The organism is Acidovorax sp. 94, from assembly GCF_003634645.1.
Classification (GTDB): domain Bacteria; phylum Pseudomonadota; class Gammaproteobacteria; order Burkholderiales; family Burkholderiaceae_C; genus Acidovorax; species Acidovorax facilis.
The window spans coordinates 5,084,425-5,103,808 of the sequence record NZ_RBJA01000001.1; the positions used below are offsets into that span (position 1 = coordinate 5,084,425).

Sequence of the window (19,384 nt, forward strand, 5' to 3'; positions counted from 1 at the left end):
GATGAGCAATGTTGAAAAATTCTAAATTTTTAACCCTTGCGCTAGCGGCAATTTTGTCGGCATGTGGTGGTGGCGGTAGTGGTGGGGCGGGCGAGACGCAGGAAAATTACACCATCACTCTGCGGGCTGAAAAAACTCTGTTGCCTCTGAATATCGCAGGTGTCGGGCCTGGGAAAGGTGCGTATCGGCCGTATACCACAACGCTATATGTTGAGGCACGAAAGGGTAGTGTGCTGATACCGGGTGGGGAAGATATTTTCGGTTGCAATGTGGCTGGTGGGTTGGATTCGGGATCGCTGTACTATCTGGATGGGGATCCGGAGCACGAAGTTGAAGTCGATGACGGAAACGGTGGGAAAATTAAGGTTCCCGCCGCCTACCGCAGCATCACGTTGGGTGCGAACTCTGGTGGAAATTCTTTCCATTTTCATGCCGGGAATCAAGCCGGAACTGCGCGTATTACGTGTTCTGTGACTGATCCGCGTGACAATCAGCAGAAGTCAGCCAGCGTCACAATTGCTGTGGGTGGTACTACCGGCAAACCGGCTAATGTAAGCATGGAGGCTCAGATCCCAGGCTATTTGGGTACCAAAAATAATGCGAATGGTCTTCGGAATCAGATGGGGGTGCAGGCATTTGTGATGGATGATGCTAATCAGCCTACTGCGAGTGCTTCCGGGGCCAATGTGCAGGTTCGCATTCTGTCTGGTACAGATGCAGCTCAGGGAGCGCGTTTGGTCTCTGGAGCACAGAGTGGCAGCATATTGCAATTGCCGTCTATTGGCGGAGTTGCCACATTTTCCCTTCTTAGTGGCACCGAAACCGGGGCAATTTTCCTGGAGTTGACGGCTGATCGTTTTGACAACAACGTGAGCAATGGCATCATCGACCCGATCACGACAATTCAACCGATTTCAGTGTTGGAGGCGCTGACGAGTGCACCAGTGCTCGCTGACGCGGATTTGGGTACCGTAACCAAGGGAGTCCCATTTACAGCGCTGTTAACCGTCAGTGGTGGGTTGCCTCCCTATGTTTGGTCCGCCACTGGACTACCGGCCGGTTTGGCTATTGACGCAAGTACGGGCATGCTAAGTGGCACTGTGAGCGCAAGTGCAGAAGAACGTGACTACCGTGCAACAGTTACTGTGGTTGACAAGAACAAGCTTTCTGCGACCGCTGTAGTCAAACTTAAAGTGGTAAACGGGTTGCCGGAAGACTTTGCAATCGGTGATTGCAACTCGACTGCTGTTTGCTCGTTGGGAACAATTCCTGTTGGGAATAGTTTTACCTACTCGTTTGTTGCTTCGGTAAGCGATGTGACTTGGAGTTTCACTAGTCTGCCGTCTTGGCTGACCAGTGGCACGACCGGTGCCGCCGGGGTTCTCAATGGAACACCCAAGGTGGCTAACTGTGGCGAACAAAGATTCTTGGTGACTGCCACAAAGGGTGCGTCGAAAGTGACGCGGACGTTTAGCATCACTGTGGTGAGCGCTGGGTCTGTTCCTCCTGGTGGGGAACCTGTCGACTACATCTGCCCGTAGCCGCCAAGTTGCTGCATCGTGCTTAGAGAGTGCACCTGACAATGCCTTATTGCTAGGTGCATTTGATTTTTAACCCCGGCTTGCCGGGGTTTTTTGTTGTGGAAACTGGCGCGCGTCTATGTCCGCAGAGTCAATCGGCAACGGCACAAGCGCTTTGCTGTGGCCGGCGCGCTGGGTCAGTGCCTACGTTCAAAGAAGCCCCATGCGCAACGTCGAGCATTTTGCATTTCCTGGCACTTTGAAAGAGTCCTTCGGTATGGGAATTGGGCTTACCCTTCGCCAACCAAGCTGGCGACCAATAGCTTGCGGTGTGGCGTGGTATGCACCTTAACTGCCTCAGTCTTCAGTTTGCTGGGTAGGCAGGTGAAGCAGGCAAAATTGGGATAGTGTGGCGTTGGCGCCGCTGCTTTTTTATTACTTAACGTGTAACAACACTTCATGTCCCAGATTGATCAAGCAGTCACCATTGAACTGGCTGAGCGCAGCTATCACATCCTCATTGGGGGGGGAGTTTTGGCCAATGCCGATTCCTATGCAGATTTGCCCCGGGCCAGCGCAGCGCTGATTGTGAGTAACACCACGGTAGCCCCTTTGTATGTAGATGCTTTGAGGATTGCGCTTGCTGGGCGCTATCCACAAATTCATGAGCTGCGACTGCCGGATGGTGAGGAATACAAAAACTGGCAAACATTGCAGTGGATCTTTGATTCGCTGCTGTCCAACGCGTGCGACCGCAAGACAACCATCTTTGCGCTGGGCGGCGGGGTCGTTGGTGACATGACGGGTTTTGCCGCAGCCAGTTACATGCGGGGAGTGCCTTTTGTGCAAGTACCTACCACGCTACTGGCCCAAGTGGACTCTTCGGTGGGCGGCAAAACGGCCATCAACCACCCTTTGGGCAAGAACATGATTGGCGCGTTCTACCAGCCGCAGTTGGTGGTGTGCGACCTTGCGGTGCTCGATACGTTGCCAGCGCGTGAGTTCAGTGCCGGTCTTGCAGAGGTCATCAAATACGGACCAATCTCGGACATGGCCTTCTTTGATTGGCTGGAACGGAATATGGATGCCCTGATCGCGCACGACCGCGACGCCCTGGCGCACGCTGTACGGCGCAGTTGCGAGATCAAGGCCTGGGTTGTCGGCCAGGATGAAAAAGAGACGGGCCTTCGTGCCATCCTCAATTTTGGCCATACCTTTGGGCACGCCATTGAAGCTGGCATGGGTTATGGCGTGTGGCTGCATGGTGAGGGCGTTGGTGCCGGCATGGTGATGGCGGCAGAGCTTTCTCGCAGGCTTGGCTTGGTGGACGGCGAGTTTGTGGCCCGCCTGAATCTGCTGATCCAGCGCGCGGGGTTGCCCACCAAGGGGCCCATTCTGGACGCCGCAGACAATGCCGGCCGTTATTTGGAACTGATGCGCATCGATAAGAAATCCGAAGCCGGTGAGATCCGATTTGTCGTGATCGATGGCCCGGGCAAGGCGGCAGTGCGCGCTGCACCGGACAGCCTGGTGCGCGAAGTGATTGATGCCTGTTGTGCCTAGAAGGTGCTTGTCACCAATTGCTATAAATAGTATAGCTATTTGCGCTTTATAGATAAGCGCTGGCGGCAATTTTGATTCCGATCTCTGACCTGGCCCCGTACGCCTGCCACCCTGCTGCGACCAGGGGGCGGCGCTACCCTGAAACACCGGCACCGACACGGACCGAATACCAGCGTGATCGGGACCGGATCGTGCACTCCACTGCATTTCGGCGATTGGTCTACAAGACGCAGGTCTTTCTCAACCATGAAGGGGACCTGTTTCGCACACGCCTGACGCACTCGCTGGAGGTCGCCCAATTGGGGCGGTCCATCGCTCGCTCCTTGCGCATCAACGAAGACCTGGTGGAAGCGATCTCGTTGGCCCACGATCTTGGGCACACGCCGTTTGGACATGCCGGCCAGGATGCGCTACATGGGTGCATGGCGGAGCACGGGGGCTTTGAGCACAACCTGCAGAGTTTGCGGGTGGTGGACAAGCTGGAGGAGCGTTATCCACAGTACGATGGACTGAACTTGACCTTCGAGACGCGTGAAGGCGTGCTCAAGCACTGTTCCAGGCAACACGCACAGCAGTTGGAGCGGGAAGAGCCCGGTGGCGTCGGTGCAAGGTTTTTGCGCCGGGAGCAGCCCAGCCTGGAGGCGCAGCTGTGCAACCTAGCCGATGAAATCGCCTACAACGCGCACGACATCGATGACGGCGTGCGCTCTGGGCTGATCACGCTGGCGCAATTGCAGGACGTGCCCCTGTTCGACCAGTACCGCGCTGCGGCCCAGGCCGAGTACCCGGATCTTGTGCAGCCGATCCTGCAGCGGCGCCTGTTGTTTGAAGCCATACGGCGCATGCTCAGCGCGCAGGTTTATGACGTGATTGATGCCACGCAGGCAGCGCTGGCCAGGCACGCGCCCACTGATGTGCAGGCCGTGCGCCAATCGCCGTCGCTCGTGATGTTTGGCGATGCCATGCGTGCGCGCTCGCTGGAACTCAAGCAGTTCCTCTTTAAAAACCTGTACCGCCATCCACGCGTCATGGAGACCACGGGACGTGCGCAGGAGGTCGTGCGCGACCTGTTTGCAGCGTACACGGCCTCCCCCCAAGAAATGAAGGCGGCGTTTGCCGAGCAGGCCTCTGTGGATTGCGGCCCGCTGCGGGCAAGGGCTGTGGCGGATTTCATTGCGGGCATGACAGACCGGTTTGCAGCGCGGGAGCATGAGCGCCTGACGGGACGGCGGCTTTTCGACTAGCGGCTGTGGGGGCGGGCAGGGCGCCCGGTAAAATCAACCCCGCACTTCTTCGCGCCCCGTGCGCCCGTTTCATGACTTCCTCCCCCCCCTTTACGGCCTCGGCGGCCTCTTCGGAGCCTGCCGATTTGTTCGTTCGCAACACCGTCCGTTGGCTGGAGCGAGCTGTGATCGGGCTCAACCTGTGCCCTTTTGCCAAGGGTGTTCATGTCAAAGGGCAGATTCACTACGTGGTCGCGCTGACCGAAGACTTGACGGACGTGCTGGCTCTTCTGCGCAGTGAGCTGTCCGCCCTGGTGGCGACCCCTGCCGAAACGCGGGACACCACCTTGCTGATACTCCCTCACTGCCTCCAGGATTTTCTTGATTTCAACGATTTTCTGGGAGATGCGGAGGCACTGCTGGAGGCCATGGAGCTCGACGGCACGCTGCAGATCGCGAGTTTTCACCCCCAGTTTCAGTTTGCGGGCACCGATGTGGATGACGTGACCAACTGCACCAACCGTTCGCCTTACCCCACACTGCATCTGCTGCGGGAGGAGAGCATCGACCGCGCCGTGGAGGTGTTTCCGGAGGCGGAAACAATTTTTGAGCGAAATATCGAGGTGCTGCAGGCATTGGGCATGCAGGGCTGGTCTGCGCTGGATGTGGGCCCCAGCGCTGGCACGCCATCGCTGCCGGAAGCGAACCAGGACGTTCGATGATGAGAAAGACCAAAGACCTCTCTGCAGCCCGCGTGCAGCAGCCACATGCTTCCCGCCCGAAGGCGGCCGCCTCCAAGGCCGAGTCTGCGGAGCTTTCCGAACTGCGGCCGGGCCAGTCGATAGAACTGCTCAAGGAACTGCACATCCTCACGCGCGATGGACGCCTGAATCAGGACTCGCGGCGCAAGCTCAAGCAGGTCTACCACCTGTTCAACTTCATCGAGCCGCTGCTCACGGAGCTTGCCACCACCGACCAGGGGCCGACGCTCGCAGACCATGGGGCGGGCAAGTCGTATCTGGGTTTTATCCTGTACGACCTGTACTTCAAGGCCCTGGGGCACGGGCACATCTACGGGGTGGAAACGCGCGCCGAGCTGGTGGACAAATCCCGCCTGCTGGCGCAGAAGCTGGGCTTTGAACGCATGTCGTTCCTGAATGTGTCGGTGGCGGAATCCACCGGTGCAGATGAATTGCCAGCCAGGATCGATGTGGTCACCGCCCTGCATGCCTGTGACACCGCCACGGACGATGCCATTGCTTTCGGCCTGCAGAAACAGGCCCGGGCGATGGTGCTGGTGCCGTGCTGCCAGGCTGAGATGGCCGCCTGCCTGCGGCAGGGCAAGGCCTTGCAGCTGTCGCGCACGCCCTTGGCCGAGCTGTGGCGCCACCCGCTGCACACGCGCGAACTGGGCAGCCAGGTCACCAATGTGCTGCGCTGCCTGTACCTCGAGGCGAGTGGCTACCAGGTCACCGTGACGGAGCTGGTAGGCTGGGAGCACAGCATGAAGAATGAGCTGATCATTGCCCGCTACACGGGACAGAAAAAGCGCAGCGCCTCGGAGCGCCTGCGCGCCATTCTCGAAGAGTTTGGCCTCGACAAGGCGCTGGGGGCTCGCTTTGGTCTGAAGCCGGAGGCTCGCGATACCCAGGTTGCCCTGGAATTGGTGCCGGACTGACGTCGCGCCGTACGTTGTTGCCGGGGTGAGAAGAAATCGGGGACGGATTTATGATCATCCTCCCCCTAGCTCCCATCCACATCCATGGCCCGCCTGCCGCGCCTGACCCTGCCGGGTCATCTGCACCACGTCATCCAGCGCGGAAACAACCGCCAAAGCATCTTCGCGGACCGCGAAGACTTCGAGACCATGCTTTCGCTGCTGGCAGACAATGCACAGAAATTTGGTGTTGCTGTGCATGCCTATGTGCTGATGGACAACCACTTTCACCTGCTGGCCACGCCCACTACTGCTGACGGCCTTCCGCAGATGATGCAGGCGGTAGGGCGGCGCTACGTGCAGTATTTCAACCGGCGCCACGCCCGTACGGGCACCCTGTGGGAGGGGCGCTATCGTTCCACTGTGCTGCAGCCCGAGCGGTATCTCCTGCCTTGCATGGTCTACCTTGATCTGAACCCGGTGCGGGCCGGGCAGGTGGCGCAGCCTGGCGACTACCCGTGGTCCAGCCATGCCCATTGGCTGGGACTGCGCCATGACCGTTTGCTCACACCGCATGCTTTGTACTGGGCGCTGGGCAACACGCCGTTTGCGCGCGAGGCGGCGTATGCCGCGCTGGTGCAGGCGGGCATCGGCTCGCAGGAGCAGACTGTGCTGACGTCATCCGCACTCAGTGGTTGGGCGCTGGGCGACGCTGAATTTGTTCAAGAGTTGCAAAAGCACACAACGCGCCGGGTAACCCAGGGACAAGCCGGTAGGCCGGCGCTTCGCAAAACGTCTGAATAAATATGGCATTAGCGCTTTCTGTTGTTGGGTTGATTGCTATTAAATTTGATATGTCCCCAATATAAAATGAAATTCAATTTTTATTCGTAAATTAAGAATCTGACCCTAATTAATTTTCTTGCCAAAAGATGTTGCAATGCACTAATCTTCCACTCCCTGCGAAAAATATAGGAGTGCGCCATGACCACGGCTGCCGAGATCCAGCATCTGCAACAACACGGTTTGTATTCATCGGGTAACGAACACGACGCCTGCGGCCTCGGGTTTGTGGCCCACATCAAGGGCATCAAGCGCCACGACATCGTGACGCAGGCTCTGAAGATTCTGGAAAACATCGACCACCGTGGCGCGGTGGGTGCCGACCCGCTGATGGGCGACGGCGCCGGCATCCTGATCCAGATCCCTGACGCGCTGTACCGCGAAGAGATGGCCAAGCAAGGCGTAACCTTGCCAGCAGCGGGCGAATACGGCGTGGGCATGATTTTCCTGCCCAAGGAGCACGCCTCGCGACTGGCTTGTGAGCAAGAGATGGAGCGCGCCATCAAGGCCGAAGGCCAGGTACTGCTGGGCTGGCGCGATGTGCCGGTCAATGTGGACATGCCCATGTCCCCCACTGTGCGCAAGAAGGAGCCCATCCTGCGCCAGGTATTCATCGGCCGCGGCAACGACGTGATCGTGCAGGACGCGCTGGAGCGCAAGCTGTACGTGATCCGCAAGACGGCCAGCGCCAACATCCAGGCCCTGAAACTCAAGCACAGCAAGGAATACTACGTTCCCTCCATGTCCAGCCGCACCGTGGTCTACAAGGGCCTGCTGCTGGCCGACCAGGTGGGCGTGTACTACAAGGACCTGTCCGACGAGCGCTGCGTCTCGGCCATCGGTCTGGTGCACCAGCGTTTCTCCACCAACACCTTCCCCGAGTGGCCGCTGGCCCACCCCTACCGCTATGTGGCGCACAACGGTGAAATCAACACCGTCAAGGGCAACTACAACTGGATGAAGGCGCGCGAAGGCGTAATGGCCTCGCCTGTGCTCGCGGCCGACCTGCAAAAGCTCTACCCCATCAGCTTCGCCGACCAGTCCGACACCGCCACGTTCGACAACTGCCTCGAACTGCTGACCATGGCTGGCTACCCCATCAGCCAGGCCGTGATGATGATGATCCCCGAGCCCTGGGAGCAGCACACCACCATGGACGAGCGCCGCCGCGCCTTCTATGAATACCACGCCGCCATGCTGGAGCCGTGGGATGGCCCGGCCTCCATCGTGTTCACCGACGGACGCCAAATCGGCGCCACGCTGGACCGCAATGGCCTGCGCCCCTCGCGTTACTGCATCACCGATGACGATCTGGTCATCATGGGCTCCGAGTCGGGCGTGCTGCCGGTGCCCGAGAACAAGATCGTGCGCAAGTGGCGCCTGCAGCCCGGCAAGATGTTCCTGATCGACCTGGAACAAGGCCGCATGATCGACGACGACGAACTAAAAGCCAACATCGTCAACACCAAGCCCTACAAGCAGTGGATCGAAAACCTGCGGATCAAGCTCGACAGCATTGACGCGGGCGCGCAAGTGGCCGCACCGCAGCCTGCCGATCTGCCGCTGCTCGACCGCCAGCAGGCCTTCGGTTACACGCAGGAAGACATCAAGTTCCTGATGGCGCCCATGGCCAAGAATGGTGAAGAAGGCATTGGCTCGATGGGCAACGACAGTCCGCTGGCTGTGCTGTCGGGCAAGAACAAGCCGCTGTACAACTACTTCAAGCAGCTGTTCGCCCAGGTGACGAACCCGCCGATCGATCCGATCCGCGAAGCCATCGTGATGTCGCTCAACAGCTTCATTGGACCCAAGCCGAACCTGCTGGACATCAACCAGGTCAACCCGCCGATGCGGCTCGAAGTGAGCCAGCCCGTGCTCGACTTTGCCGGCATGGCCAAGCTGCGCGACATCGAAAAGTACACGCAAGGCAAGTTCAAGAGCGTGACCATCGACATCACTTACCCACTGAACTGGGGCCGTGAGGGGGTGGAAGCCAAGCTCGCCTCGTTGTGCGCGCAGGCTGTGGATGCCATCAAGGGCGGCGCCAACATCCTGATCGTGAGCGACCGCGCCGTGAGCGCTACCCAGGTGGCAATCCCTGCGCTGCTGGCGCTGTCCGCCATCCACCAGCACCTGGTGGGAGCGGGCCTGCGCACCACGGCCGGCCTGGTGGTCGAGACGGGCACCGCGCGCGAAGTGCACCACTTTGCCGTGCTGGCGGGCTACGGCGCCGAGGCCGTGCACCCCTACCTGGCCATGGAAACCCTGGCCGAGATGCACAAGGACCTGGGCGGCGACCTGTCGGCCGACAAGGCCATCTACAACTACGTCAAGGCGATCGGCAAGGGCCTGTCCAAGATCATGTCCAAGATGGGTGTAAGCACCTACATGAGCTACTGCGGCGCGCAGCTGTTCGAGGCCATCGGCCTGAACACCGAAACCGTGGGCAAGTACTTCACCGGCACCGCCAGCCGCGTGGAAGGCATCGGCGTGTTCGAGATCGCCGAAGAGGCCATCCGCATGCACAAGGCGGCGTTTGGTGACGACCCCGTGCTTGAGACCATGCTGGACGCCGGTGGCGAATACGCCTGGCGCGCCCGGGGCGAAGACCACATGTGGACGCCCGATGCGATTGCCAAGCTGCAGCACAGCACGCGCGCCAACAACTGGAACACGTACAAGGAATACGCCCAGCTGATCAACGACCAGAGCAAGCGCCACATGACGCTGCGCGGCCTGTTCGAGTTCAAGATCGACCCCGCCAAGGCGATCCCGGTCGACGAAGTCGAGCCCGCCAAGGAAATCGTCAAGCGCTTCGCCACGGGCGCCATGTCGTTGGGTTCCATCTCCACCGAGGCCCACGCCACGCTCGCCGTGGCCATGAACCGCATCGGCGGCAAGAGCAACACCGGCGAAGGTGGTGAGGACGCCGCACGCTACCGCAACGAACTCAAGGGCATTCCGATCAAGAAGGGCGATACGCTCAAGAGCGTGATTGGTGCCGAGAACGTTGAGGTCGACCTGCCCCTGCAGGACGGCGACTCGCTGCGCAGCCGCATCAAGCAGGTGGCGTCGGGCCGCTTTGGTGTCACGGCCGAATACCTGTCGTCGGCCGACCAGATCCAGATCAAGATGGCCCAGGGTGCCAAGCCCGGCGAGGGTGGTCAGCTGCCGGGTGGCAAGGTCTCCAATTACATCGGCAAGCTGCGCCACAGCGTGCCCGGCGTGGGCCTGATCTCGCCCCCGCCGCACCACGACATCTACTCCATTGAGGATCTGGCCCAGCTGATCCACGATCTGAAGAACGTGGCACCGCACGCAGGCATCAGCGTCAAGCTGGTCTCTGAAGTGGGCGTGGGCACCATCGCCGCAGGCGTGGCCAAGTGCAAGAGCGACCACGTGGTGATCGCGGGGCATGACGGCGGCACGGGCGCTTCGCCCTGGTCGTCCATCAAGCACGCGGGCGGTCCGTGGGAAATCGGCCTGGCCGAAACCCAGCAGACCCTGGTGCTGAACCGCCTGCGTGGCCGTATCCGCGTGCAGGCCGACGGCCAGATGAAGACGGGCCGCGACGTTGCCATTGGTGCGCTGCTGGGCGCGGACGAGTTCGGCTTTGCCACGGCTCCGCTGGTGGTGGAAGGCTGCATCATGATGCGCAAGTGCCACCTGAACACCTGCCCCGTGGGCGTGGCCACCCAGGACCCCGAACTGCGCAAGAAGTTCTCGGGCAAGCCCGAGCACGTGGTGAACTATTTCTTCTTCATCGCCGAAGAAGTGCGCCAGATCATGGCCCAACTGGGCATTCGCAAGTTCGACGACCTGATCGGCCGCACCGATCTGCTCGACATGCGCCAGGGACTGGAACACTGGAAGGCACGGGGCCTGGACTTCAGCCGCCTGTTCGCCCAGCCCAACGTGCCCGCCGATGTGCCGCGCTTCCATGTGGATGTGCAGGACCACAACATCGAGCACACGCTGGACCGCAAGCTCATCGAGCGCAGCAAGCCCGCCATTGAAAAGGGCGAGCGCGTGCAGTTCATCGAGGTGGCGCGCAACGTGAACCGCTCGGTCGGCGCCATGCTGTCCGGCGCTGTCACCCGCGTGCACCCCGAAGGCCTGCCCGACGACAGCATCCGTATCCAGCTCGAAGGCACGGGCGGCCAGTCGTTCGGTGCGTTCCTCACGCGCGGCATCACGCTGTACCTGATCGGCGACGCCAACGACTACACGGGCAAGGGTCTGTCGGGAGGCCGCGTGGTCGTGCGCCCCAGCATCGATTTCCGCGGTGACGCCGTGCGCAACACCATCGTGGGCAACACCGTGATGTACGGTGCCACCACGGGCGAAGCCTTCTTCAGCGGCGTTGCCGGTGAGCGTTTCGCCGTGCGCCTGTCGGGCGCCACCGCAGTGGTGGAGGGCACGGGCGACCACGGTTGCGAATACATGACCGGGGGCACCGTGGTGGTGCTGGGCAAGACCGGCCGCAACTTCGCGGCGGGCATGAGCGGCGGCGTGGCGTACGTGTACGACGAAGACGGTCAGTTCGACACCCGCTGCAACATGTCCATGGTGACGCTGGAGCGCATCCTGCCCGCCACCGAGCAGGAAGCCACGGTGCCACGCTCGATCTGGCACAACGGACAGACCGACGAAGCCCAGCTCAAGAAGCTGCTGGAAGACCACAACCGCTGGACTGGCAGCAAGCGCGCACGCGAGCTGCTCGACAACTGGGCCGCATCGCGCAGCAAGTTCGTCAAGGTCTTCCCGACCGAGTACAAGCGTGCGTTGGCTGAAATTTATGAACGAAAAGTGCTGGAGGAGTCCGCTACACCGGCGGTAGCTGCTACCAAAAAAGAAGTGGCACCCGCCAAGTAAGGCGACGTCACCCACTTTCGCACAGTATTCATAAACAAGGACATCGTCATGGGAAAAACTACCGGCTTCATGGAATACGAGCGCATCGAAGAGGGCTATAAGCCTGTGCCCGAGCGCTTGAAGCATTACAAGGAATTTGTCATCGGGCTGGATGAAAGCCAGGCCAAGGTGCAAGGCGCGCGCTGCATGGACTGCGGCACTCCGTTCTGCAACAACGGCTGCCCGGTGAACAACATCATTCCGGACTTCAACGATCTGGTGTACCACGCGGACTGGAAGAGCGCGATCGAGGTGCTGCACAGCACCAACAACTTCCCCGAGTTCACCGGTCGCATCTGCCCCGCACCCTGCGAGGCCGCCTGCGTGCTCAATGTGAACGACGACGCCGTGGGCATCAAGTCCATCGAGCACGCGATCATTGACCGTGCGTGGGAGGAGGGCTGGGTACAGCCACGCGTTGCCAAGCACAAAACGGGCAAGAAGGTGGCCGTGGTGGGCTCTGGCCCTGCGGGCATGGCGGCAGCACAGCAACTCGCGCGCGCTGGCCACAGCGTCACGCTGTTTGAAAAGAACGACCGCGTGGGCGGGCTGCTGCGCTACGGCATTCCGGACTTCAAGATGGAGAAGTCGCACATTGACCGCCGCGTCAAGCAGATGGAAGCCGAAGGCGTGGTCTTCCGCACCGGCGTGTTAGTGGGCGCCGCCAAGGACGGACTGGGCAAAGATTCCAAGGTCACCAACTGGGCCAAGGAAACCGTCACGCCCGAGCAGTTGAACAAGGAGTTCGATGCCGTGCTGCTGACCGGTGGCGCTGAGCAATCGCGCGATCTGCCCGTGCCCGGCCGCGACCTCGATGGCATCCACTTCGCCATGGAGTTCCTGCCCCAGCAGAACAAGGTCAACGCGGGCGACAAGCTCAAGGGCCAGTTGCGCGCCGATGGCAAACACGTCATCGTGATTGGTGGCGGCGACACCGGTAGCGACTGCGTGGGTACCAGCAACCGCCATGGCGCCGTGAGCGTCACCCAGTTTGAGTTGATGCCCCAGCCGCCCGAAGAGGAAAACCGCCCGCTGACCTGGCCTTACTGGCCGATCAAGCTGCGCACCAGCTCCAGCCACGAAGAGGGTTGCGAGCGCGAGTTCGCCATCTCCACCAAGGAGTTCATCGGCGAAAAGGGCAAGGTCACCGGCCTCAAGACCGTGCGCGTGGAGTTCAAGGACGGCAAGATGGTCGAGGTGGCCGGGTCTGAGAAGATCCTGAAGGCCGATCTGGTGCTGCTGGCCATGGGCTTCGTGAGCCCGGTGGCTGCCGTGCTGGAAGCTTTTGGCGTGGACAAGGATGCCCGGGGCAATGCCCGCGCCACGACCGACTTCGATGGCGGTTATGCCACCAACGTGCCCAAGGTGTTCGCTGCCGGCGACATTCGGCGTGGTCAGTCGCTGGTCGTCTGGGCCATCCGCGAAGGCCGCCAGGCCGCGCGTGCAGTCGATGAGTTCCTCATGGGCTACTCAGACCTGCCGCGCTGATCGGCTTCGGAACATGCAATCGAAACGGCGCTGCGGCGCCGTTTTTCATGGCGGGTTTGTCAGGGCGTAAAGCGATCGGTGGATATGCCCCTGGAAGTTGGGAGGGGAGGGGCGGCGGACGCATTATTGGGCGAGGCCACCGACTGGACCCGGCGCGCGCCCGTCAGTCCAGGTGGATGGCCCCGCCTTCCACGTCTGCGCATCTTTATTGGCACAATCGAGGGTTCTGTCAATCCGGGGTTGTATGGCGTCTGAGCCACCATCCATCTCATGATGCAGATGCTTCAAGATGCAAACATACATGTATGTATGTTTGCATCTTGAGCTACCATCGCGGCTTCCTGCGGCCCGAGGAATCACTGTGTGGTGACTGATGACCCGGAATCCTGAATCTTTTTTGCATGCCTGACCCCTCCCTCCTTGCCGAACTGCGCAATGTCACGTTCTCCTACGGAGACCGCGACATCCTGCGCGACGTTTCGCTGACCGTGCCGCGTGGCAAGGTCACGGCGCTGATGGGTGCCTCCGGTGGGGGCAAGACCACGGTGCTGCGCCTGATAGGGGGGCAGCAGCGGGCTTCGGGCGGTGAAGTCCTGTTTGATGGGCAGGACGTGGGTCGCCTTGATGCGTCTGGCTTGTACGCCGTCCGTCGCCGGATGGGGATGCTGTTCCAGTTCGGGGCGTTGTTCACTGACCTGAGTGTTTTCGAGAATGTGGCCTTTCCGCTCAGGGAGCACACCGACCTTTCCGAAGCGCTGATCCGCGACGTGGTCCTCATGAAACTGCATGCCGTGGGCCTGCGCGGCGCACGTGATCTCATGCCCAGCGAGATTTCGGGGGGAATGGCCCGGCGGGTGGCTCTGGCCCGTGCCATTGCGCTGGACCCGGAGCTGGTCATGTATGACGAGCCTTTTGCGGGGCTGGACCCCATTTCCCTAGGAACGGCGGCGCAGCTGATCCGCCAGCTCAATGACGCCATGGGCCTCACGAGCATCGTGGTCTCGCACGACCTGGAGGAAACCTTCCGGCTGGCAGACCACGTGATCATCCTCGGGGCTGGCGTGGTGGCTGCTCAGGGCACGCCAGATGAGGTGCGTGCCAGCACGGACCCCCTGGTCCACCAGTTTGTCAATGCCTTGCCCACAGGGCCGGTACCCTTTCATTACCCTGGCCCTGACGAGGTCCAGGACTTCGGACCTGTGGGAGGGCGTGCACGGTGAGCTGGTACAACCCCTCCGATGTCGGTTTTGCCGTGCGCCAAAAGCTGGCCGACATTGGCATGGGCGCGCGTCTTTTTGTACGGCTGGTGCGGATGGTGGGTGCCACCTTCATGCGGCCTTCGCTGGTGCGCGACCAGGTGCATTTTCTGGGCAACTACTCGCTGGCCATCATCGCAGTGTCCGGCCTGTTTGTAGGGCTGGTGCTGGGGCTGCAGGGGTATTACACGCTGCAGCGCTACGGTTCAGCAGAAGCGCTGGGTCTTCTGGTCACGCTGTCGCTGGTGCGGGAGCTGGGGCCCGTGGTCACCGCCTTGCTGTTTGCGGGGCGGGCGGGCACGTCGCTGACGGCCGAGATTGGTTTGATGCGTGCGGGCGAGCAGCTCAGCGCGATGGAAATGATGGCGGTGGACCCCGTCCAGCGCATTCTGGCGCCCCGCTTCTGGGCCGGCGTGATCACCATGCCCCTGCTGGCGGCGGTGTTCAGTGCGGTGGGGGTGATTGGTGGCTGGAGCGTGGGCGTGCTCATGATCGGCATCGACCCCGGCGCTTTCTGGAGCCAGACGCAGGGTGGCGTGGACGTTTGGAAAGACGTGGGCAATGGGGTGCTCAAAAGCGTGGTGTTCGGTGTTGCCGTCACCTTTGTGGCACTGCTGCAGGGCTTTACTGCCAAGCCCACGCCCGAGGGCGTGTCGCGTGCCACCACGCGCACCGTGGTGATGGCGTGCCTGGCCGTGCTGGGGCTCGACTTCGTCCTCACGGCCCTGATGTTCAGTATCTGAGGCTGGCGATGCTGGCAGTGAAGAGGAAATAAACAATGCAACGCTCCAAAAACGATCTCTGGGTTGGGCTGTTCGTGATGCTGGGGGCCTTGGCGCTGGTGTTTCTGGCGCTCCAGTCCGCCAATTTGCTGAGCCTGAATTTCCAGTCCGGCTACCGCATCACGGCGCGTTTTGACAACATCGGCGGGCTCAAGCCCCAGGCTGCGGTGCGCGGTGCGGGCGTGGTGGTCGGGCGTGTGGAGTCCATCACGTTCGACGACAAGACCTACCAGGCGCGGGTGACGCTGGCGATGGAAAACCGCTACGCTTTCCCCAAGGACAGCTCCCTCAAGATTCTCACCAGCGGCCTGTTGGGTGAGCAGTACATCGGTATTGAGGCCGGGGCGGACGAGAAGAACCTTGTTGCGGGCGACATGGTCACCGCGACCCAGTCTGCCGTGGTGCTCGAAAACCTCATTGGACAGTTTCTCTACAGCAAAGCCGAAGACGGCGGTAAGCCCGCAGGGGCAGGTGACAAGAAATGAAGAACTTTGAAACAACCACCCTGCCCACCGGCTCCAAGCAGCAGGGCTTGCCACGTGCGCTGGGCGGTTCGGCGCTGCTGTTGGCCGGTGCGCTGCTTTCGGGCTGTGCCACCGTGGCCAATCCTGACCCGCGTGATCCGCTGGAATCCTACAACCGGAGCATGACCAACTTCAACGAGCAAGTTGATGCCATGGTGCTCAAGCCGGTAGCGATTGCCTACCAGGACATCGCGCCCGCCCCCGTGCGCACGGGGGTGAGCAACTTTTTCGCCAACATCGGCGATGTCTGGTCGTTTGTGAACAACGTGCTGCAGCTGCGCGCGGAGGCCGCCGCCTCGACGTTCATGCGCGTCAATGTCAACACCTTCATGGGTCTCGGCGGGGTGCTGGATATCGCCAGCGAGCTGGGCATAGACCGCTACAAGCAGGACTTTGGCCTGACGCTGGGCCGATGGGGCGTGGGAACCGGCCCCTACCTGGTGCTGCCGGTTCTCGGCCCGTCCACGGTGCGCGACACCTTTGCGCTGCCGGTGGACATGAAAGGCAACGTGGTGAGCTATGTGGACCCGGTCTCGGCCCGGAACACGCTGTATGCACTGCGGGTGGTGGACACGCGCGCCAATCTTTTGCGGGCAAGCTCCGTCCTCGACAGTGCCGCGCTGGACAAGTACAGCTTCACGCGGGACGTTTTCCTGCAGGTGCGCAGCCAGGCTGGCGAGCCCCAGAACAGCAAGGGCTCGGATGGCAAAGACGGCAACGACGGCGTGCTGCCGCAAGAGCCTCCCCGTTGAGGTGATTTCCAGGGGGCTGCCCGCCGATGGCGGCCATAGCGCGGGCGATCGTGTTGCACTTGCTTGCACACCGCAACGCCCGCGACGCATGCGTTGTTTCTGCGGCCACCACAATGCAACACGGGCATGCCGGATGGCGGCTCATGACTGAATGAGAAAGTAGAGGATAGATGACATGATGAACCGACGTTCCCTGGGCCACCTGGCCCTGTGTGCTGCCGCCGTGGCATCTCTGGGCTTGCCGCTGGCCGCTCTGGCGGCAGACGAAGCGCCGGACGCGATGATCAAGCGCCTGTCCACCGACGTGCTCAACACTGTGAAGTCCGACAAGGCGATTCAGGGCGGCGACTTGACCAAGGTGATCGCGCTGGTGGACAAGACCGTGATGCCCAACGTCAACTTTCGCCGCATGACTGCCGCTGCCGTGGGGCCAGGCTGGCGCCAGGCCACGCCCGAGCAGCAAAAACGCCTGCAGGACGAGTTCAAGATCTTGCTGGTGCGCACCTATGCGGGTGCGCTGGCGCAGGTCAACGACCAAAGCATCCAGGTCAAGCCGTTGCGCGCTGCGCCCGAAGACAAGGACGTGCTGGTGCGCACCGAAATCGTGGGCCGTGGCGACCCCATTCAGCTGGACTACCGCCTCGAAAAAACCCCTGGCGACGGCGCAGGCTGGAAGATCTACAACCTGAATGTGCTGGGTGTCTGGCTGGTGGAAACCTACCGGGGCCAGTTTGCCCAGGAGATCAACGCCAAGGGCATTGATGGCCTGATCGAGACCCTGGCTGCGCGCAACAAAGCCAACTCCACTGCCAAGGGCTGAGCCTCCTCCATGCTGGTTCTACCCCCCGAGCTGACCCACCGCCAGGCCACAGCCTGCCTGCAGATGCTTCTGCAGGGGCTGCGCGTGCACCGTGAAAGTGGTGTGGTGGTGGATGCGAGCGCGATGACGGTGTTTGACAGCTCGGCCCTGGCCGTGCTGCTGGAATGCCGGCGTGAGGCGCTGTCCGTGGGCAAGACCTTTGCCGTGCAGGGGTTGCCCACGGCGCTGCGCGGCATGGCGGGCTTGTACGGCGTTGGCACCTTGCTCACGCCCGTGTCCTGAGTGTGCATACCCTCCGCCATAACGCAGTTCGGGGCAAGGCCGTAAAATCAGGGGCTTCATGCCCGCAGTCTCCTTCCAAGCCATCTCCAAGACCTTTGCCACGCCCAAAGGCCCTTTTCAGGCACTGAACCAGGTCAACCTGGACATTGAGGAGGGCGAGTTCTTCGGACTCCTCGGCCCCAACGGTGCCGGTAAAACCACCCTGATCAGCATCCTCGCGGGCCTGGCGCGCGCCAGCAGCGGCCGTGTGCTGGTGCAGGGCAGCGACGTGCAGGCCGACTTTGCCGAGGCGCGCCGCAAGCTCGGTGTGGTGCCGCAGGAACTGGTGTTCGACCCCTTCTTCAACGTGCGCGAATCGCTGCGCATCCAGTCCGGCTATTTCGGCGTGAAGAACAACGACGCCTGGATCGACGAGCTGCTGGAGAACCTGGGCCTTACCGACAAGGCCAACGCCAACATGCGGCAACTGTCGGGCGGCATGAAGCGCCGCGTGCTCGTGGCGCAGGCGCTGGTGCACAAGCCGCCCATCATCGTGCTCGATGAACCAACGGCTGGCGTGGACGTGGAGCTGCGCCAGACGCTGTGGCACTTTGTCGCGCGCCTGAACAAGGAAGGCCACACGGTGTTGCTGACCACGCATTACCTGGAAGAAGCCGAAGCCCTGTGTGGCCGCATTGCCATGCTCAAGTCCGGCCAGATCGTAGCGCTGAACCGCACCAGCGAACTGCTGCAGGCGGCTTCAGGCAGCATCCTGCAGTTCAAGACCGATGCGGCTTTGCCACCCGCCCTGGCGATGGCGGCGCGTGTCACCGGTCGTATCGTGCAACTGCCCGCGCACGACGCCGCAGAGATCGAAAGCCACCTGGCAGCGCTGCGCGTAGCGGGCGTGGAGGTGCATGACATGGAGATCCGCAGGCCGGACCTGGAGGATGTGTTCTTGCAGGTGATGTCCGGTACATCTGCGTCCAACATCCCACTCGAAGGTGTCGCGCTATGACCGGCTGGCAGACCCTGTTCTACAAGGAAGTCCTGCGGTTCTGGAAGGTCAGCTTCCAGACCGTTGCCGCGCCTGTGCTCACGGCCGTGTTGTACCTGCTGATCTTCGGCCACGTGCTCGAAGACCACGTCAAGGTCTACGACCGCATCAGCTACACCGCCTTTCTGGTGCCCGGCCTCGTGATGATGAGCGTGCTGCAGAATGCCTTTGCCAACAGCTCGTCGAGCCTGATCCAAAGCAAGATCATGGGCAGCCTGGTGTTTGTGCTGCTCACGCCGCTGTCGCACTGGGCCTGGTTTGTGGCCTATGTGGGCTCGTCCATGGTGCGCGGGCTGGTGGTGGGGCTGGGTGTGTTCATCGTCACGCTGGCTTTTGCGCGGCCAGAGTTTGCGGCGCCGCTGTGGATACTGGTGTTTGCGTTGCTGGGCGCGGGCCTGCTGGCCACGTTGGGGCTGATTGCGGGGCTGTGGGCCGACAAGTTTGATCAGCTCGCCGCGTTCCAGAACTTCGTGGTCGTGCCCATGACGTTCCTCTCGGGTGTGTTCTATTCCATCCAGTCGCTGCCCCCGTTCTGGCAGACCGTGAGCCACCTGAACCCGTTTTTCTACATGATCGATGGTTTTCGCTATGGCTTCTTCGGCCGGAGCGACACCTCGCCCTGGCTCAGCCTCAGCATCGTGGGCATCGCCTGGCTGGCCGTGAGCTTTCTCGCCGTCCACCTGCTGCGCACCGGCTACAAAATTCGCAACTGATTCCGAGCCCA

16 protein-coding genes are annotated in these 19,384 nt (G+C 61.5%); all 16 read left to right on the forward strand.

The window, feature by feature from the left end:
- Positions 1-8 precede the first annotated feature (8 nt).
- The 16 genes from C8C94_RS23360 (at position 9) to C8C94_RS23435 (ending at position 19,373) form a co-directional block, all read left to right on the forward strand.
- On the forward strand, positions 9-1,541 hold the full coding sequence (locus tag C8C94_RS23360; RefSeq protein WP_121422420.1) for a putative Ig domain-containing protein: 1,533 nt from the start codon (positions 9-11) through the stop codon (positions 1,539-1,541).
- 438 nt (positions 1,542-1,979) lie between these two features.
- On the forward strand, positions 1,980-3,083 hold the full coding sequence (gene aroB, locus C8C94_RS23365; RefSeq protein ID WP_121422421.1) for a 3-dehydroquinate synthase: 1,104 nt from the start codon (positions 1,980-1,982) through the stop codon (positions 3,081-3,083).
- A gap of 74 nt (positions 3,084-3,157) precedes the next feature.
- On the forward strand, positions 3,158-4,327 hold the full coding sequence (locus tag C8C94_RS23370) for a deoxyguanosinetriphosphate triphosphohydrolase (RefSeq protein ID WP_121423048.1): 1,170 nt from the start codon (positions 3,158-3,160) through the stop codon (positions 4,325-4,327).
- A 71-nt stretch (positions 4,328-4,398) separates the two neighbouring features.
- On the forward strand, positions 4,399-5,028 hold the full coding sequence (locus C8C94_RS23375) for a DUF1415 domain-containing protein (protein ID WP_121422422.1): 630 nt from the start codon (positions 4,399-4,401) through the stop codon (positions 5,026-5,028).
- Positions 5,028-5,984, forward strand: coding sequence for an SAM-dependent methyltransferase (locus C8C94_RS23380; protein ID WP_121422423.1), 957 nt, complete (start codon positions 5,028-5,030; stop codon positions 5,982-5,984). The genes C8C94_RS23375 and C8C94_RS23380 overlap by 1 nt, the downstream gene beginning before the upstream one ends.
- 84 nt (positions 5,985-6,068) lie before the next feature.
- Positions 6,069-6,767, forward strand: a complete 699-nt coding sequence (locus tag C8C94_RS23385; protein ID WP_121422424.1) for a transposase — start codon at positions 6,069-6,071, stop codon at positions 6,765-6,767.
- A gap of 180 nt (positions 6,768-6,947) precedes the next feature.
- Positions 6,948-11,681, forward strand: coding sequence for a glutamate synthase-related protein (locus C8C94_RS23390; RefSeq protein ID WP_121422425.1), 4,734 nt, complete (start codon positions 6,948-6,950; stop codon positions 11,679-11,681).
- A gap of 48 nt (positions 11,682-11,729) precedes the next feature.
- Complete coding sequence (locus C8C94_RS23395) at positions 11,730-13,208, forward strand: glutamate synthase subunit beta (RefSeq protein WP_121422426.1); 1,479 nt, start codon at positions 11,730-11,732, stop codon at positions 13,206-13,208.
- 401 nt (positions 13,209-13,609) lie between these two features.
- Positions 13,610-14,428 (forward strand): ABC transporter ATP-binding protein, encoded by an 819-nt coding sequence (locus tag C8C94_RS23400; RefSeq protein WP_121422427.1) that lies wholly within the window; start codon positions 13,610-13,612, stop codon positions 14,426-14,428.
- A complete protein-coding gene (mlaE, locus tag C8C94_RS23405; protein ID WP_055399256.1) occupies positions 14,425-15,207 on the forward strand; it encodes a lipid asymmetry maintenance ABC transporter permease subunit MlaE in 783 nt (260 codons plus the stop codon). The genes C8C94_RS23400 and mlaE overlap by 4 nt, the downstream gene beginning before the upstream one ends.
- 35 nt (positions 15,208-15,242) lie before the next feature.
- The gene (gene mlaD / locus C8C94_RS23410; RefSeq protein ID WP_121422428.1) at positions 15,243-15,731 is read left to right on the forward strand and encodes an outer membrane lipid asymmetry maintenance protein MlaD; all 489 of its coding nucleotides are present in this window, start codon (positions 15,243-15,245) and stop codon (positions 15,729-15,731) included.
- Positions 15,728-16,522: a VacJ family lipoprotein gene (locus tag C8C94_RS23415; protein WP_055399252.1), complete on the forward strand. Its 795-nt coding sequence runs from the start codon at positions 15,728-15,730 to the stop codon at positions 16,520-16,522. The genes mlaD and C8C94_RS23415 overlap by 4 nt, the downstream gene beginning before the upstream one ends.
- Before the next feature lie 175 nt (positions 16,523-16,697).
- Positions 16,698-17,342 (forward strand): phospholipid-binding protein MlaC, encoded by a 645-nt coding sequence (locus tag C8C94_RS23420; protein WP_055399250.1) that lies wholly within the window; start codon positions 16,698-16,700, stop codon positions 17,340-17,342.
- A gap of 9 nt (positions 17,343-17,351) precedes the next feature.
- On the forward strand, positions 17,352-17,624 hold the full coding sequence (locus C8C94_RS23425; RefSeq protein ID WP_055399248.1) for an STAS domain-containing protein: 273 nt from the start codon (positions 17,352-17,354) through the stop codon (positions 17,622-17,624).
- 58 nt (positions 17,625-17,682) lie between these two features.
- Positions 17,683-18,621, forward strand: a complete 939-nt coding sequence (locus C8C94_RS23430) for an ABC transporter ATP-binding protein (protein ID WP_055399246.1) — start codon at positions 17,683-17,685, stop codon at positions 18,619-18,621.
- Entirely contained in the window at positions 18,618-19,373 is a 756-nt protein-coding gene (locus tag C8C94_RS23435) for an ABC transporter permease (RefSeq protein WP_121422429.1), read from the forward strand. Before C8C94_RS23430 ends, C8C94_RS23435 begins: the two co-directional genes overlap by 4 nt.
- The last annotated feature ends 11 nt before the right edge of the window (positions 19,374-19,384 follow it).